General features: G+C 74.5%; 12 protein-coding genes and 1 pseudogene. 8 read left to right on the forward strand and 5 right to left on the reverse strand.

Going from position 1 to position 15,911, the window contains the following annotated elements; genetic code table 11:
• The first annotated feature begins 1 nt into the window (after position 1).
• The 6 genes from ACGFZF_RS27955 to ACGFZF_RS27980 are packed head-to-tail and all read left to right on the forward strand — an operon-like array spanning position 2 to position 7,639.
• Entirely contained in the window at positions 2 to 1,360 is a 1,359-nt protein-coding gene (locus ACGFZF_RS27955; RefSeq protein WP_393558526.1) for an O-antigen ligase family protein, read from the forward strand.
• On the forward strand, positions 1,353 to 3,962 hold the full coding sequence (locus ACGFZF_RS27960; protein WP_393558528.1) for a lipid II flippase MurJ: 2,610 nt from the start codon (positions 1,353 to 1,355) through the stop codon (positions 3,960 to 3,962). The genes ACGFZF_RS27955 and ACGFZF_RS27960 overlap by 8 nt, the downstream gene beginning before the upstream one ends.
• Positions 3,859 to 4,650 (forward strand): polysaccharide deacetylase family protein, encoded by a 792-nt coding sequence (locus ACGFZF_RS27965; RefSeq protein ID WP_393558530.1) that lies wholly within the window; start codon positions 3,859 to 3,861, stop codon positions 4,648 to 4,650. Before ACGFZF_RS27960 ends, ACGFZF_RS27965 begins: the two co-directional genes overlap by 104 nt.
• Entirely contained in the window at positions 4,647 to 5,780 is a 1,134-nt protein-coding gene (locus tag ACGFZF_RS27970; protein WP_393558532.1) for a glycosyltransferase, read from the forward strand. The genes ACGFZF_RS27965 and ACGFZF_RS27970 overlap by 4 nt, the downstream gene beginning before the upstream one ends.
• A gap of 24 nt (positions 5,781 to 5,804) precedes the next feature.
• Positions 5,805 to 6,494, forward strand: coding sequence for a lipopolysaccharide biosynthesis protein (locus ACGFZF_RS27975; RefSeq protein ID WP_393558534.1), 690 nt, complete (start codon positions 5,805 to 5,807; stop codon positions 6,492 to 6,494).
• Positions 6,491 to 7,639 carry a GNAT family N-acetyltransferase gene (locus ACGFZF_RS27980; RefSeq protein WP_393558536.1) on the forward strand — a complete coding sequence of 383 codons (1,149 nt, stop codon included), beginning with the start codon at positions 6,491 to 6,493 and terminating at the stop codon, positions 7,637 to 7,639. Before ACGFZF_RS27975 ends, ACGFZF_RS27980 begins: the two co-directional genes overlap by 4 nt.
• A 589-nt stretch (positions 7,640 to 8,228) precedes the next feature.
• Here the strand turns inward: ACGFZF_RS27980 and ACGFZF_RS27985 are convergent.
• A pseudogene (locus ACGFZF_RS27985) lies at positions 8,229 to 9,572 on the reverse strand (glycosyl hydrolase); the annotation flags it as partial.
• 156 nt (positions 9,573 to 9,728) lie between these two features.
• On the opposite strand from ACGFZF_RS27985, the gene ACGFZF_RS27990 reads away from it, so the two are divergent.
• A complete protein-coding gene (locus ACGFZF_RS27990) occupies positions 9,729 to 11,018 on the forward strand; it encodes an ATP-grasp domain-containing protein (RefSeq protein WP_393558538.1) in 1,290 nt (429 codons plus the stop codon).
• Positions 11,019 to 11,032: 14 nt separating this feature from the next.
• On the forward strand, positions 11,033 to 12,289 hold the full coding sequence (locus ACGFZF_RS27995; RefSeq protein WP_393558888.1) for an FAD-dependent oxidoreductase: 1,257 nt from the start codon (positions 11,033 to 11,035) through the stop codon (positions 12,287 to 12,289).
• 81 nt (positions 12,290 to 12,370) lie between these two features.
• On the opposite strand, the gene ACGFZF_RS28000 is transcribed toward ACGFZF_RS27995, so the two are convergent.
• The 4 genes from ACGFZF_RS28000 to ACGFZF_RS28015 all read right to left on the reverse strand — a co-directional run bounded on the left by ACGFZF_RS28000 (position 12,371) and on the right by ACGFZF_RS28015 (position 15,757).
• Positions 12,371 to 12,604 carry a chaplin gene (locus ACGFZF_RS28000; RefSeq protein ID WP_393558540.1) on the reverse strand — a complete coding sequence of 78 codons (234 nt, stop codon included), beginning with the start codon at positions 12,602 to 12,604 and terminating at the stop codon, positions 12,371 to 12,373.
• A gap of 260 nt (positions 12,605 to 12,864) precedes the next feature.
• On the reverse strand, positions 12,865 to 13,074 hold the full coding sequence (locus ACGFZF_RS28005; RefSeq protein ID WP_356599260.1) for a hypothetical protein: 210 nt from the start codon (positions 13,072 to 13,074) through the stop codon (positions 12,865 to 12,867).
• Between the two features lie 118 nt (positions 13,075 to 13,192).
• Positions 13,193 to 15,220, reverse strand: a complete 2,028-nt coding sequence (locus tag ACGFZF_RS28010) for a thioredoxin domain-containing protein (protein WP_393558542.1) — start codon at positions 15,218 to 15,220, stop codon at positions 13,193 to 13,195.
• A 144-nt stretch (positions 15,221 to 15,364) separates the two neighbouring features.
• Positions 15,365 to 15,757: a rodlin gene (locus tag ACGFZF_RS28015; protein ID WP_356599264.1), complete on the reverse strand. Its 393-nt coding sequence runs from the start codon at positions 15,755 to 15,757 to the stop codon at positions 15,365 to 15,367.
• Between the last annotated feature and the right edge of the window lie 154 nt (positions 15,758 to 15,911).

Below are 15,911 nucleotides of genomic sequence, written 5' to 3' on the forward strand. Positions count from 1 at the left end.
CATGGCGACGGTGACGACCACCGCGACCGGGCCCACGGGCCCGGTGACGCGGCAGGCGGCGGCCCGGCACGCGGCACCCGCGCCGACGGTGCGCGACTGGGCGCGCCGGACCGGCCGGCTGTCCCCGGTCCTCGCGGTGCTGGCCCTGCTGCTGGTGCCGGGCGGGGGCGGTGCGGAGGGCGGCACGGGCGGTACGGGCACGCTCGCGGACGCGGCCTCGGGGCTGCTCGTCCTGATCTGCCTGGTCCGGGTCATACGCGAGGGCGCGCGGCCGCTGACCCGCGCGGCCGCGGTGGTGCTCGGGCTGCCGGTCCTCGGGATCTGCCTGGCCGCGATCACCTCGAACGACCCGGCCGCCAGCCTGCCCGGCGTCCCCCGCTACGTACAGATCTTCGTCCTCGTCCCGGCGGCCGTGCTCCTGATGATCCGCGACCGGCGGGACTTCGCCGTGGTGGCCTGGTCGCTGGTCGGCCTGGCGCTGCTGCAGGGCGCGGTCGGGGTCGTGCAGTTCCTGACGGGCACGGGCGCCTCCTACATGGGCGAGGACATCCGCGCGGTGGGCACCTTCGGGCCGACCGACGTGATGGGAATGGCGACCGTCGTGTCGTACGGGCTCGTGATCGCCACCGGGATCGCGCTCGGCAGCGCGGGCGGACGGGTACGGACGGCCGCGCTGGTCTGCGCGGGGCTGCTCTTCGTCCCGCTCGTGGTGTCGTTCAGCCGGGGCGCGTGGATCGCGACGGTCCTCACCTGCGCGGTCCAGCTGCTGCTCTCCGGGCTGCGGCGGGCCGGCCGGGTGGCACTGGTGGTGGGCGCCCTGGCCGTGGTCCTGGTGGGCGGCCTCGGGATCGGCTCGGCGATGGTGCAGGAGCGGCTCTCCAGCATCACGCAGGTGACGGCCGCGCCGGACCAGTCGGTGACGGACCGGTACACGATGTGGGCGGCGGCCGGGCAGATGTGGCGGGCGGATCCGGTGACGGGCGTGGGCCTGAAGGGCTTCCCGCAGTACCGCGACGCGAACGCCTCGCTCGCGCTGTCCTCGGGCAGCGACACGGCGGGGGCGGGGGCCGGGTTCCAGCGCCAGCCGCTGCTCTCCCCGCACAACATGTATCTGCTGGTGCTGAGCGAGCAGGGGCTGGTGGGGCTGCTGGCCCTGGCGGGCAGCTGGGTGGCGCTCCTCGTCGGCGCCCTGCGCCGGCGCGGGCGGGGCACGGACTGCGCGCTGGTGGCGGTCGGTCTGCTGGGCTGGCAGCTCGTCGACTTCTTCTACGCGGACATCGGCGGCCCGTCCACGGTCCTGATGTCGGTCGTCCTCGGCCTCGCGGCCTGGTGGTCGCTGGCGGAGGTGAAGCGTGCGTGATCCCTGGGGCGGGGAGCCGGAGTCCACGGACGGCGGGCCGGGCCGGGAGGCCGCCGGCGCGGGGCGCGGCGCGGCGGAGGACCTCGTACGGGTCGACGCGCGCGACCCGTGGACGGCGCAGGAGCAGTCGGGCGGGGCGCCCGGTCCGGTCCGGGACCCGGCGGGGGACGCCGGCCGCGCCGCATGGCGGTGGGCCGGCACGGCGTCGGCCGCGCCGGGCGACGCGCCGCCGCCTCCGGAGACACGCCCGGCGGAGCCGGAACCGTACGGGGGCTGGCGGCCGTCGGGGGGCCCTCCGTCCCCGGCGGGTGCGCGCCCCTCGGCGGCTCCGGTGCCGCCGGCCGCCCCCCTGCCCGGGGCGGGGTCGCGCCGCGCGGACGGACCGCCGTCGTTCGCGACGGGCCGTCGGCAGCCGGGCGCGGCGCCGTACGGGGCCGACGCGCCGTACGGCACGGGCACCCGGTCCGTGCCGCCGTACCCCGGCGCAGCGCCGTACGTCTCCGGGCCGCAGCCGTCCCCCGGACCGCCCTACGCGCCCGGCGCGCCGTCCGGAGCGGGTTCGCCGGACGAGCGGTCGTACGGGGTACCGGCGCACCAGCCCGTCGCCGAGCACCGGTCGGCGGCCGCCTCGACGGGTGGCGGCCGGGCCGTCGCCGTGCCGCCGCACGCGCCGTGCGGGGGCACGGGGGCGGCCGGGGCCGAACCCGCGGGTCCCTGCGGGGACCGGTGCGCCGCCCATGGGGTCCGGCACCGGGCGGTCCCCCTCGACACCGTCGCCGCGCCGGACGCGCCGCGTCCCGGGCCGGTGGCCCCCGGGTCCGAGCGGCGGCACCGGGCCGCCACCCGCACGTGCGGGCTCGGTCGCGGGCGGCCGCACCGGAGGGTGTCCTCCGGGGCGCCCCGGCACCGGGCGGCCCGCCCCGCGCACTCCCGGCAGGCCGGCCCGCGGACGGCCTCGGGACGGTTCCTGGCGCGGGCCGCCGCCGTCACCGCCGCGCTGACCGCCGCCGGTGCCCTGCTCGGTCTGGTGCGCGACCAGATCCTGGCCCGCTTCTTCGGTGCCGGGGCGGAGACCGACGCGTTCCTGGTCGCCTGGACCGTGCCGGAGTTCGCGTCGACGCTGCTCATCGAGGACGCGATGGCGCTGATCCTGGTGCCGGCGTTCAGCCGGGCCCTCGCGCGGCGCGGCGGACTGCTGTCCGAGGACCCGGTCCGCGCCCTCGTCCGCTCCACCCTGCCCCGGCTCGCGCTCACCGTCAGCGCCGTCTCCGTCCTGCTGATCGTCGCCGCGCCGCTGCTCGTCGGCGCGCTGGCACCGGGTCTGCCCGACCCCGGGACGGCGATCGACTGCACCCGGCTGACCGCGACGTGCGTGCTCACCTTCGCGCTCGCGGGCTACTGCTCCGCCGCGCTGCGCGCCCACGGCTCCTTCCTGCCGCCGGCCGCCATCTACGTCGCGTACAACGTGGGGATCATCGGCACGATCCTCGTGCTGCGCGAGCCCTTCGGCGTGCGTTCCGCCGCCGCCGGGGTCGCCGTCGGCGGGGTCCTGATGGTGCTGGTCCAGGCGCCCTCCCTGCTCCGCGAGCTGCGCGCCAGGCCGGTGCCCAAGGAGGTTCCCGCGTCGACGGCCGGCGTCGACGGCCGGCTGCTCGTCCTCGGCCTCATCGCCCCCGTGGTGGCCTTCGCGCTCACCCGCCAGTCGCAGATCCTGATCGAGCGGTTCCTCGCCTCGCCGCTGCCCGCCGGCGCCATCTCGCATCTGAACTACGCGCAGAAGGTGGCGCAGATGCCGATGATCCTCTCCCTGATGCTGTGCACGGTCAGCTTCCCCGTCATCGCGCGGGCGATGGCCGCGGGCGACGTCGAGGAGGCCAGGCGCCGGGTCGAGCGCGATCTGCTGCTCGCCGCCGTCGTCGTCCTCGTCGGCGCGTCGGTGGTCGTCGCCGCGGCACCGCAGATCGTCGAGATCCTCTTCCAGCGCGGCGCCTTCGACGGCGCGGACACCGCCGCGACCGCCGCCGTCATGCGGGTCTACGCCCTCGGGCTGCTCGGCCAGACCATGGTCGGCACGCTGGTCCGCTGCTACTTCTCCGCCGCGCGGCCGCTCTGGTATCCGGCCGCCGCGATGGCCACCGGCCTCCTCGCCACCGCCGTCGCCGGTGTTCCCGGCGCCCGTCTGTGGGGGGCCGTCGGCATCGCCGCCGCCAACGCCCTGGGGATCACGCTGACCGCCGTCCTGCTGCTGTGCGGCGCGCGCCGCCAGTCCATCCCGGTCGGCATCCGCCGGCTCGGCGAGGGGCTGCTGCGACTGGCGGTCGCGGCCACCGTCGCGACCGGGGCGGGCTGGCTCGCCGCGCTCCCCGTCGAACCGGCCGTCGGCTCCCTGGCCGTCACGGGCCTCGTCGCCACCACCGTCTTCCTGCTCCTCCTGGCCTGCGCGCCCCAAGCGCCGGACATCCCACCCCTCACCCGCACCGCTTCCCGAAGGCTCGCCCATGACCGTTGCCACGGCGCCCCGCAACGCCGCGATCCGTCGTCTGCTGCCGAAGCCGCCCCCGTGGGTGGCGATGTACCACTCGATCGCGGACACCCCGGATGATCCGTACCAGGTGACCGTCTCCCCCGTGCGCTTCGCCCGGCAGCTGCACTGGCTGAACGACCGCGGGCTGCGCGGCGTCTCGGTGCGCGAACTGCTCGCCGCGACCGCCGCCGGGCGGGCGAAGGGCCTGGTGGGGCTGACCTTCGACGACGGATACGCCGACTTCGTCGAGTCGGCCGTGCCGCTGCTGCGCCGGCACGGTTTCACCGCGACCGTCTACGTGCTGCCCGGTCGCCTCGGCGGCGAGAACGCCTGGGACGCGGACGGCCCCCGCAAGCCGCTGCTGACCGAGGACGGCGTCCTGCGCGCGGCCGAGGCCGGGATGGAGATCGGCTCGCACGGTCTGCACCACGTCACGCTGACGACCGCCGACGACCGCACCCTCGCCGACGAGACCCGGCGCAGCCGCGCCGTCCTGGAGGAGATCACCGGTACTCCGGTGGAGGGCTTCTGCTATCCGTACGGCCAGATCGACGCCCGCACCGTCCGAGCCGTACGGGAGGCGGGCTACCAGCACGCCTGCGCGATCGACCCGGGCCCGCTCACCAGCAGGTACGCGCTGCCGCGCATCCACATCGGCGAGCAGGACACCTCCTGGCGGCTGACCGCGAAACGCGCCCTGCACCCGCTGCGCCGACGCGGGCCCGTCGATCTCCCGGGGGCGCGGGCGGAGGCGGGTGTCTCGTGAAGGTCCTGCACGTCATCACCGGGCTCGGGATCGGCGGGGCCGAGCAGCAGCTCCGGCTGCTGCTGCGCCACCTGCCGGTGCGCGGCGAGGTCGTCACGCTCACCAACCCGGGCGCGGTGGCGCGCGGCATCGTGTCCGACGGCACTCCGGTCACCCCGCTGGACATGGCCGGCAACCGGGACCTGGGCGCGCTGCCGCGGCTGGCCGGCCTCGTCCGCCGGGGCGGCTACGACCTCGTCCACACCCACCTGTACCGGGCCTGCCTGTACGGCAGGATCGCCGCACGGCTCGCCGGGGTCCGGGCGGTCGTCGCCACCGAGCACTCGCTCGGCGACCACCAGATCGAGGGCCGCCGGCTGTCGGCCGGCACCCGCGCCCTCTATCTCGCGGGCGAGCGCCTGGGCACCACGACCGTCGCCGTGTCGCCCAGCGTCGCGCACCGCCTGGAGCGGTGGGGCGTCGCCCCGTCCCGGATCCGGGTGATCCCGAACGGCATCGAGACGGGACGGTTCACGTTCACCGAGGACGCGCGGCGCATGACGCGGAAGGTGCTCGGCCTGCCCGACGACGCGTTCGTCGTCGGCGGGGTGGGACGGCTCACGCCGGGGAAACGCTTCGACCGGCTCGTCCGGGCGGTGGCGTCCGTGCCCGGCGCCCGGCTGCTGCTCGTCGGCGAGGGCACGGAACGCGCGGCGTTGCTGCGGGCGGCCGAGGAGTGCGGGGCATCCGGCCGCGTCCTGCTCCACGGCGCCTGCGGGGACCCGCCGGCCGCCGAGGACACGGGGCCGGATCTGCCGTCGCTGCTGGCCGCCATGGACGTCTTCGTCTCCACCTCCCCCGACGAGACCTTCGGGCTCGCGGTCGTCGAGGCGCTCGCCGCCGGTCTGCCGGTGCTGTACGTGGCCTGCCCCGCGATCGACGACCTGCCGCCGGAGTCGGCCCCCGGTGCCCGGCGGATCGGCGGGTCGGTGTCCGCACTGGCCGCGGCGCTGCGGGACGTCGAGGCGGCCCGGCCCGGGCGGCTGCCGCAGCCCGACGCCGCCCGGCACTACGACATCTCCCACAGCGCGCGGCAGCTGATGTCCCTCTACGAACAGACCGTCCACGGCACCCCTCTTCGCACGAAGTGAGACCCCATGAGTCAGAAGAGTCAGATGAGTCAGACGAGCCCACGCGCCCTGCCCCCGCAACGCTCCCGCGCGCTGACGGCGCTGCACACACGCCGCCGCTGGTGGGCGCTGCCCGCCTCGGTCCTGCTCGGCGCGGCCCTCGGCGGCGGCTACGGGGCGTTGAAGACCCCGCAGTACGCGGCCACCAGCTACGTCATCGTGGTCCCCGCCGCGAAGTCCGACCCGGCCGCCGCGCTCGGCTTCGCCCAGGCGTACGGCAGGGTCGCCACGGACATCGCGGTGACCGGCGACGCCCAGGTGTGGGCCGGCGTCTCCGCCGCCACCCTGCGCGCCGGGGTGGAGACCGCGACCTCCCCCGACGCGCCGATGATCTCGATCACGGCCCGCTCGGCGAAGCCGGCCAAGGCCGTCTCGATGGCCGACGGGGTCGCCCGGGCGCTGGTCCTCAACAGCTCGCAGGTCTCGGGCAGCACGGGCGTGAAGGTCGTCCAGTTCTCCCGGGCGACCAAGCCCTCCGCCCCCGTCTCGCCCTCCGCCCCGCTCTCCGCGCTGGTCGGCGGCTGCGCGGGCGGTCTGCTCGGTGGGCTGGGACTGCTCGTCCGACCGCGGCGGGCCACCGCCCCGGCGGAGTCGCGTGGCACGCGTCAGCCGTCCGGCGCCGTGCCCGGGCCGTCGGCCGGGGTCGCGCACCAGCCGGAACCGGAGTCGGTGTGACGGCGGGCCGCCCCGAGGTGCTGCGGACCGAGATCTGCCGCGACGGCGCGGAGTTCGGACGTCTCGGCGCCCACTGGGCCTCGCTGTACGCGCGCTGTTCGACGGCGACGCCCTTCCAGTCCCATTCCTGGCTGCACTCCTGGTGGGTGTCGTACGGCAGGCCGGGCGCGCTGCGCGTGGTCCTGGTGCGCCGGGAGGACGGCGAACTGGTGGCGGCGGCGCCGCTGATGCGCGCCCGCGGTCCGCTTCCGGTGCTCACCCCGCTGGGCGGCTCGATCACCGACTTCTCGGACGTCCTGCTCGACGACGCGTGCCCGCAGGCGGCGCCCGCGCTGGCCCGGGCGCTGGCCCGGGCGGCCCGCGGCGCGGTGGTCGACCTGCGCGAGGTACGCCCCGGCGCGGCGGCCGAACGGGTCCACGCCTGCTGGCGCGGGCCGCGGCGGCGGCTCACCGACTCCCTGTGCCTGGAGCTGCCGGCCGTCCCGATGGACGCCCTCCTGGAGCGGATCCCCTCGGGGAAGGCCCAGCGGGTGCGGGCCAAACTGCGCAAGCTGGACGCGCTGGGCATCGACGAACGCGTCGTGTCCGGCGAGGAGGTGCCGGCCGCCCTCGACCGGCTGCTGAAGCTCCATCAGCTCCAGTGGCAGGGGCGGGGGGTGACCGTCGAGCACACCAGCGCGCGGTTCGCCCAGCACCTCGCCCGGGCCGTGCGGCCGATGGTGGAGTGCGGGGACGCTCGGGTCACGGAGTTCCGGCTCGGCGGGGACGTCGTGGCGGCCGACCTGACCCTGATGTCGCCCCGGCTCGCGGGCGGGTACCTGTACGGCGCCGATCCCGTCCTGCGGGCCCGGAAGGTCGACGTGGCGACGATGCTGCTGCGGAACGGGGCGCGCGAGACGAGCGCGAGCGGACGGGCCACGCTGAGCATGCTGCGGGGCACCGAGCCGTACAAGCAGCACTGGCGGCCCGAGACCGTACCCAACCAGCGGCTGATGCTGGCGGGTCCGGCGGCGGCGCCGCTGCTGTGGCTGCGGGCGGGGGCGGCGGACGGACGGCGCTGGGCGGCGCGCCAGGCGCGGGAGCGGGCCTGGGCGGGGCGGTTGATCGAACGGCTGCGGGGACGGACGAACGGCGGCGGAGGCTGATCGCCTCCGCCGCCGTGGTGGGCCGTCGCTCCGGTCAGAACGGCCAGGCGCCGTCCAGGACGTCCTTCCAGTCGTCGTCGCGGTCTTCCTTCCCGATGTCCTTCGGGACGCAGACCGGACCGCCGATCCAGCTCTCCACCCACGAACCGAGGTTCACGGTCCAGCACGCGGGCTTGGGCTCGGGCTTGGGCACGGGAACCGTCGGGACCTCGGGCTTGGGCTCGGGCTTCGGCACCGGAACGGTCGGGACCTCGGGCTTGGGCTCGGGCTTCGGCACCGGAACGGTCGGGACCTCGGGCTTCGGCTCCGGCTTCGGCACCGGAACCGTCGGGTCCTCAGGCTTCGGCTCCGGCTTCGGCACCGGGACCGTCGGGTCCTCAGGCTTCGGCACCGGGACCGTCGGGTCCTCAGGCTTCGGCACCGGGACGGTCGGGTCCTCCGGCTTCGGCACCGGAACCGTCGGGTCCTCCGGCTTCGGCACCGGGACGGTCGGGTCCTCCGGCTTGGGCTCAGGCTTGGGCACCGGAACCGTCGGGTCCTCCGGCTTCGGCACCGGGACCGTCGGGTCCTCCGGCTTGGGCTCAGGCTTGGGCACCGGAACCGTCGGGTCCTCCGGCTTGGGCTCAGGCTTGGGCACCGGAACCGTCGGGTCCTCCGGCTTCGGCTCAGGCTTGGGCACCGGGACGGTCGGGTCCTCGGGCTTGGGCACCGGGACCGTCGGGTCCTCGGGCAGGCCCGGTACCTCCGGCTCCGTCGGCTCCTCCGGCAGCTCCGGCTCCTCCGGCAGCTCCGGTTCGGTCGGGACCTCGGGCAGCTCGGGTGCCGTGCCGTACAGCGTCTGCCGGAACACCAACGACGCGTTCGGGTTGTCGTCGCACTGCCAGACGCCGTGCGGGCAGTAGTCGGTGATCGTGTGGTACAGCGGCTTGTGCCGTTCGATCCATTCGAGCATCCGCCGCATGTACTCGGCATTGTCCCCGTTCCGGAAGAGACCCCATTCCGGGTAGGAGATCTGCTTGCCGTGCTGGGCCGCGAAATCCACCTGCTTCTGCAGCCCGTACGGCTCACTGACATGGCGGTCGAAGGACGCCCCCGACGGCTGGTCGTAGGAATCCATTCCGATGATGTCGACGACGTCGTCACCCGGATAGCATTCCGTCCACGGAATGGCGTCCGTGCCGCGGCTCGGGTTGAAGTCGAAGCGGAAGTTCTGGCCGGGTACCGACCGCATGGCGGCGACGATCCGCTTCCAGTACAGCTTCCACGAGGCCGGATCCGGCGCGCACCGGTGCGTGTAGGTGGTCCCGTTCATCTCCCAGCCGAGGACGACGACGGTGTCGGTCGCCTCCAGATCGACCAGTCGCTCGGCCAGCCGCCGGAAGTGGTGGTCGTAGTTCCCCGCGGCGCCGAGCCGGAGCTGCCGGCGGACCTCGGCGTCGGAGACCCCGGCCTCGTTGCGTTCCAGCATCGGTACGTTCAGGACGAACAGCCTGTCCTCACGCTCGTTGCGCCAGTCCGCCCAGGCGTCCAGGAAGCCCGGAGGGCTCTCGATGTTCGACCAGCGGTCCCCCGGAAGGTACGTGTGGCCGACGCGGAGTTCACGGCCGCCCAGCCACTGCTGCAGCTGGGCGATCCGGCCCACACCGATGGGGCCGGACTCGAGGAAGGCGCCCAGGGCGGCGGCCGCGGCGGGCTTCGTGGTGGGAGTCGGTGCCGCGGCGGGCTGCGTCACCGGAAGCGGCGACGCGGCGGGCTTCGTGGTCGGAGTGGGTGCCCCGGCGGGCTTGGTGGTCGGAGTCGGTGCCGGGTCCCGTGTCGTCACGGAATCGGCGGCGTGAGCAGGAGAGGACAGCACGACGGAACCTGAGGCAAGGAGCCCTGCGGTGAACACCCCCAGCCACGCCCTCGACACCTTTCGCTTTCGATCGGCCATGGCCACTCCTTCTCTGCTCGCGCCACGTGATGGATCGTCAGTCTGATACTCCGAAAGTATTCCTAATGACCCGACCGTGAACTCTCCGCCATCTGATCAGTAGTCCGTTCGTGTAATTCATCGCCCAGTTGGGGCATTCGAGATGAAGGATTTGTCGTGCCGAGCTTTGACACCCGCGTTCCCGCGCTTCTCGTGCGGCTCGACCGAAATCCCTTTCATCACGGCACACTCGGCGCCGCCCGCTCCCTGGGACGGGCCGGAATCCCGGTCCACGCGCTGATCGAGTCGCCGGACAGCCCGGTCGCCCGCTCCCGCTACGTCCGCGACGTACGCGTGAGGCCCGCGGATCCCTCCCCCGGGGCACTGGTCCGGGAGCTCGGCGAGTTCGCCGCGACGTTGTCCGCGCGTGCCGTGCTCGTGCCCCTCGACGACGTCAGCGCCCTCGCCCTCGCCCGGCACCGCACCGAACTGACGGACCGCTACCTCCTGCCCGAGCAGCCCGTCCGGGAACTGGACCGGGTCACCGACAAGGCCGCCCTCGCGGAGACCTGCCGGGCACTGGCGCTTCCCCATCCGCGGACCGCGATCCCCGGCAGCGCCGACGAGGCGGCCACCATGGCCTGGTCGCTGGGGCTGCCGGTGGTCGCCAAGTGGAGCCGCCCCTGGCTCCTGCCGCCCGGCGCCGGTCTGCGCAGCACGTCGATCGTCCGCTCGCTCGCCGAGGTGCGCGCCCTCTTCGCCCGCTCCCCCGAGGCCGGCAGCCTGCTGCTGCTCCAGGAACTCCTGCCCCCGGGGCGGGATCTGGACTGGTTCTTCCACGCCTACGTGGACACCGCCGGCCGTTGCCGTGCCGCGGCGACAGGGCGCAAGGAGCGGTCCTGGCCGGACGGAGCCGGGCTCACGGCGGTCGGCCGCTGGGCGCGGAACGCGGAGGTCGAGCGGACGGCGCACGCGCTCCTCGACGCGCTCGGCTACCGGGGCGTGTGCGATCTCGACTTCCGGCTCGACCGGTCGACCGGGGCGTACCACCTGCTCGACTTCAACCCGCGGCCCGGGGCGCAGTTCCGGCTCTTCGCGGACTCCGACGGTCTCGACGTGGTCCGGGCGCTGCACCTCGACCTGACCGGGCGTCCGGTCCCGGACCACTCCCCCGCGTACGGCCGCCGGTTCGTGGTCGAGAACTACGCGGCGCTCTCCGTGCTCGCCTCCCCGCGCCCGCGGGGCCCGGGTTCCGCCCGCTCCGGGCGGCAGGTGACCGAGACGGCCTGGTTCGCCGCCGACGACCCCGTGCCCGCGCTCGCGATGGGGCGCGCCTGGTTCTCCCACGCCCTGCGCAAGGGGTCGGTGACGCTCCGTCGGATCCTCGGGTCCGGCCGCCCCCGCCGGGTGCCCCCCGCGGCCCCGCCCGCGCCCCGGACCCCCGCGCAGCACATGTCCCGACGATGAAGGCGGAAATGGCGATGTACGACCTGGTGATCGTGGGAGCGGGGCCCTACGGGCTGTCCGTGGCCGCCCACGCGGCGGCGCACGGGCTGCGCGCCCGGACCTTCGGCCGCTCCATGGCGTCCTGGCACGCGATGCCCTCGGGCATGTTCCTGAAGTCGGAGCCCTGGGCCTCCCATCTCTCCGATCCCGCGGGGACGTACGGGCTGGACGCCTACGCCGCCGGCCGGGGCGTCCGCGCCCAGCACGGCGTCCCGCTCCCGGTCGGCCTCTTCGCCTCGTACGGCGACTGGTTCGCCCGCCGGGCGGTCCCCTCGCTCGACGAGCGCCTGGTCGCCTCGGTCGCCCCGGCCGCCGGAGGGTTCGCCGTGGTCACGGAGGACGGCGAGACCCTGCGCGCCCGCACCGTGGCGCTCGCGGTCGGCGTCCTGCCGTTCATGGAGGTCCCCGCCCCGCTGCGGGGTCTCCCCCGCCGGTTCGTCACCCACAGCAGCCACCACGGCGAGCTCGACGGCTTCGCCGGCCGGGACGTCACGGTGGTCGGCGCCGGCCAGGCGGCCCTGGAGACGGCCGCGCTGCTCACCGAGCAGGGGGCGAAGGCCCGGATCGTCGCCCGCGCGGACCGGCTGAACTGGAACACCCTGCCGCCGGCCCTGGACCGCGGCCCGTGGCAGTCCTTCCGCGCCCCGCACACGGGCCTGGGCTGCGGCTGGCAGAACCGCCTGTACGCGGACACCCCCGGGGTCTTCCGGCGGCTGCCCGCGCCCACCCGTGAGCGGCTCTTCGGCTCGGCCCTCGGTCCGGCTGGCGCCTGGTGGCTGCGCGACCGGTTCGCGGCCGTCACCGACGTACGGCTCGGCTCGCGCGTCGTCGCGGCGGCGCCGACCCCGGACGACCGGCTGCGGATCGACGTGGCGGGGCCGGGCGGGACGGAGACGTGGGAGACCGACCACGTGATCGCGGCGACCGGGTTCACGCCGAGCCTGCACCGGACGGAGGTCCTCGCGCCCGGGCTCCGGGAGTCACTGCGCCGGGCCGGGGCCTCGGACGCGCCGGAGGTGGGGGCGCTGTTCGAGTCGTCCCACCCGGGCCTGTTTCTCGCGGGGCTGCTGACGGCGCCCTCGTACGGCCCGTCGATGCGGTTCGTCTTCGGCGCCGGCTACACGGCCGGGCGGCTGGTGCGGGGCGTGCGGCAGCGGCTGCGGGCCTCGGCGCGCGGCAGGATCGGCCCGCCGCGTACGGGGGGCGGGCGGCCGGGCGCGGTCCGGGCGTGACGAAGGCCGGTCCCTGCGGCGTGGGGGCGCCGCAGGGACCGGCCCTGTCAGGGGCGCGCCCGTGCGGGGCGCGCGGCTGCGTCAGTAGTTGGCGCAGTAGTTGCCGATCGCCGGGTTCAGCACACCGATCACGTTGACGCTGTTGCCGCAGACGTTGATCGGGGCGTGGATCGGGATCTGGACCACGTTGCCGGACAGGACGCCCGGGGAGCCGATGGCCGCACCGTAGGCGTCGGCGTCCGCCATCGCGGGAGATGCGGCGCCCAGGGCCATGACCAGTCCGGCGAAGACGACCGCAGCCTTCTTGCACTTCATTTCGTCTGGATCCTTTCTGCGGCGGAAGACTTTTCACGTATTTCGTGATGCGCGGGCGCACTTCATGCCCCGGCCTCCGCTGCACACATCACAACGACCATGCCGCGAAAAGGAAACCGACTGATCGTCCGACCGACGGTAATCACTCCATTGCGCCAGTCGAATTGCGCCGGACGGCCTGCATTCCGACACGAAAGAGGGGCCGTCCGCCCGGACGGCCCCTCTTTCGCGCTCGATGCCGCGGATGGCGGCCGGTCCGCTCAACGCGGCCAGATCGGCGTCTTGGTCAGGCGTTCCCACTCCAGGTCCGGGACGCCCGGCACGGTGCGCCCGGCGCTGGCCCAGCGCTGGGCGAGTGAGGAATAGACGGGGAATGCCCCTCGGTCGGCAGGTGGCGGCGGCGGGTCCGCCACATAACGGCTCTTCGGAATGAAGGCCATCCGCTCCCATTTACCGGGATCGGGCGCCATCGCTTCCCTCCCATCCGCTGCGGTTCCCGCATCATTCCACAGTCGGCGCGGCGGCGGGATTCACTCCGCCCACGTCGCACCCCGTACTGGTGTGCGACGTGGGGGGTTTTCGCGCGGGTCAGCGGGAGAGTTTCCGGGCGAGTTCCGCCGGGTCCGTCGTCGGCGCGTCGCAGGTGAACCGGCGGCACACGTAGGCGGCCGCGCCGCCCTCGACGAGCGGCCGGTCGCGCAGCAGGGGAAACTCCTCGCCGCCCGGCGCGCCGAAGGCGAGGACCGCGCCGGGAGCGGTGCCGAGCAGCGCCGCGCGGCGCAGTCCGCTCGTCGCGGCGTCGTCCGGCTCTCCGACGACGGCGACCTCGCGCGGTCCGTCGAGCAGCGCCTCCGCGGTGGCCAGGCCCCAGCCGATGAAGCGGGGCGCGCGCGGTCCGAGTGCCTTGACCACGCCGAGCGCACCCTCGGCGGCCTCGCGGTGGGCGGTGGAGCCGGTGTGGGCGGCGTACGAGAGCAGGGCTCCCGCCGCGGCCGACCAGCCGGACGGGGTGGCGTTGTCGGTGGGGTCCTGCGGGCGGCGGATCAGTGCCTCGGCGTCGTGGGCGGTGTCGTACAACGCCCTGCCCTCGGCGACGAACTGGTCGAGGACGATGTCGAGCAGGAATCCGGCGAACTCCAGCCAGACGCCCTCGCCCGTGACCCCGGCGAGCGCGAGGAAGCCCTCGGCGACGTCGGCGTAGTCCTCCAGGACGCCGGCGTTGGCTCCGGCCCGGCCGTCCCGCGAGGTGCGGGTGAGCCGGGCACCGGTGTCCATGTGGAGCCGTACGAGCAGGTCGGCGGCCTCCGTCGCGCGCTCGACCAGGTCGGGGCGGTCGAAGTACGCGCCGGTCTCGGCCAGCGCGGCGATCGCGAGCCCGTTCCAGGCGGCGACGACCTTGTCGTCGCGGCCGGGGCGCTCCCGCAGGTCACGGGCGGCGAGCAGACGCGCCTCGATGGAGGCGATCCGCTCCGCGTCCGCCACTCCGGCGTCCTGCGGCAGCTGGAGCACGGAGGCGCCCTCCTCGAAGGTTCCCTCCTCCGTCACCCCGTAGTGGCGCGCCGCGTACCGGGCGTCCTCCTCACCGAGGACCTCCGCGAGCCGGGCCGGGGTCCAGACGTAGTACGCGCCCTCGACGTGGCGGCCGGTGCCGTCGTCGGAGTCGGCGTCCAGCGCGGAGGCGAACCCGCCCTCGGAGGTGCGCAGTTCGCGGACCATGAAGTCCGCGGTCTCCAGCGCGACCCGGCGGGCCAGGTCACTGCCGGTGGTCCGCCACAGATGGGCGTACACCCGGCACAGCAGGGCGTTGTCGTACAGCATCTTCTCGAAGTGCGGCACGACCCAGTCGCGGTCCACCGCGTAGCGGGCGAAGCCGCCGCCGAGCTGGTCGTAGATGCCGCCGCGGGCCATCGCCTCGCAGGTGTCGGCGGCCATCTGGAGGGCGCCCTCGGCACCGGTGCGCGCGTGGTGCCGCAGCAGGAACTCCAGCGCCATCGACGGCGGGAACTTCGGCGCGCCGCCGAAGCCGCCGCGGGCCGCGTCGTACTCGCGGGTCAGACCGAGGAGCGCCTGGGCCAGCTCCTCCTCGCCGGGGACGCCGTCGCCTCCGTACGCCAGGGAGCGGGCCGCCAGGTCCGTCACGATCTTTCCGGCGACCTCGCCGACCTCGTCGCGGCGCTCGGTCCAGGCCCGGGCGACGCCGTCGAGGACGTCACCGAAGGAGGGCATGCCGTGCTTGGCCTCGGGCGGGAAGTACGTGCCGAAGTAGAACGGCTCGGCGTCCGGGGTGAGGAAGACCGTCATGGGCCAGCCGCCCTGGCCGGTCGCCGCCTGGACGGCCTCCATGTAGACGGCGTCGACGTCGGGGCGCTCCTCGCGGTCGACCTTCACGGCGACGAAGTGCTCGTTGACGTACGCGGCGGTGGTGTCGTCCTCGAAGGACTCGTGGGCCATCACATGGCACCAGTGACAGCTGCTGTAGCCGACGCTGAGCAGCACGGGAACGTCGCGCCGGCGCGCCTCGGCGAAGGCCTCGGCCGACCACGGCCACCAGTCGACCGGGTTGTCCGCGTGCTGGAGGAGATAGGGGGACGTCTCATGGGCCAGTCTGTTCGGCATGCTTCCCATCCTCGCCCACTCGGCGGAGCCCCGGCCATGCGCCACGGGTGAGCGGCCGGCGAACGGGGCAGTGATGCGGAAAGCGGCCCCGTTCCTCGCACTGGCTCTGCGAGGAACGGGGCCGCTTCAGTGGAGCGGGTGGCTTCAGCCGCCGACGTTCCCGTTCTGGGAGAGGACCTCGCCCAGGATGTGCGACAGGGCGTCGTCGCCCTTCTGCTGCACGGAGTTCTGGGTGCAGGTCTGGTTCGAGATCGGGTTGCCGAGCACGTCCTGGACGGCGACCGGGACGGCGATGACGCCGATCGGCACCTGGGCCTGGACCTTCTGGATGTCGAAGCAGTGCAGGACGCCACCGTTGATGAGACCGAAGTTCGGGCTCATGTAGCCACCGGTGTGGTTGCTACCGATCGACTGGTGCGACGTGTTGCCGATGATGTTGGCGCTGCCACCGTCGTTGCCGGCCGCCATCGCGGTCGTCGCAGACATACCGGCGACCGAGGCCGCGACTGCCGCCGTAGCAAGAACCTTCTTGATCACGAGTCTTCCTTCTTGAGCTCGAGGGCCCTGTAACGCTCCGTTACCCGAAGCACGCTGATCAACTGCGGCCGGGAGGATTGGTTCCGGGGGGTCACTCGGACGCGGTATTCGGCAGATGAACGCCATCGGACGGGAGGTCTACGGCCGCCCGTTC

It is taken from the genome of Streptomyces sp. NPDC048338 (genome assembly GCF_043201055.1).
Classification (GTDB): Bacteria; Actinomycetota; Actinomycetes; order Streptomycetales; family Streptomycetaceae; genus Streptomyces.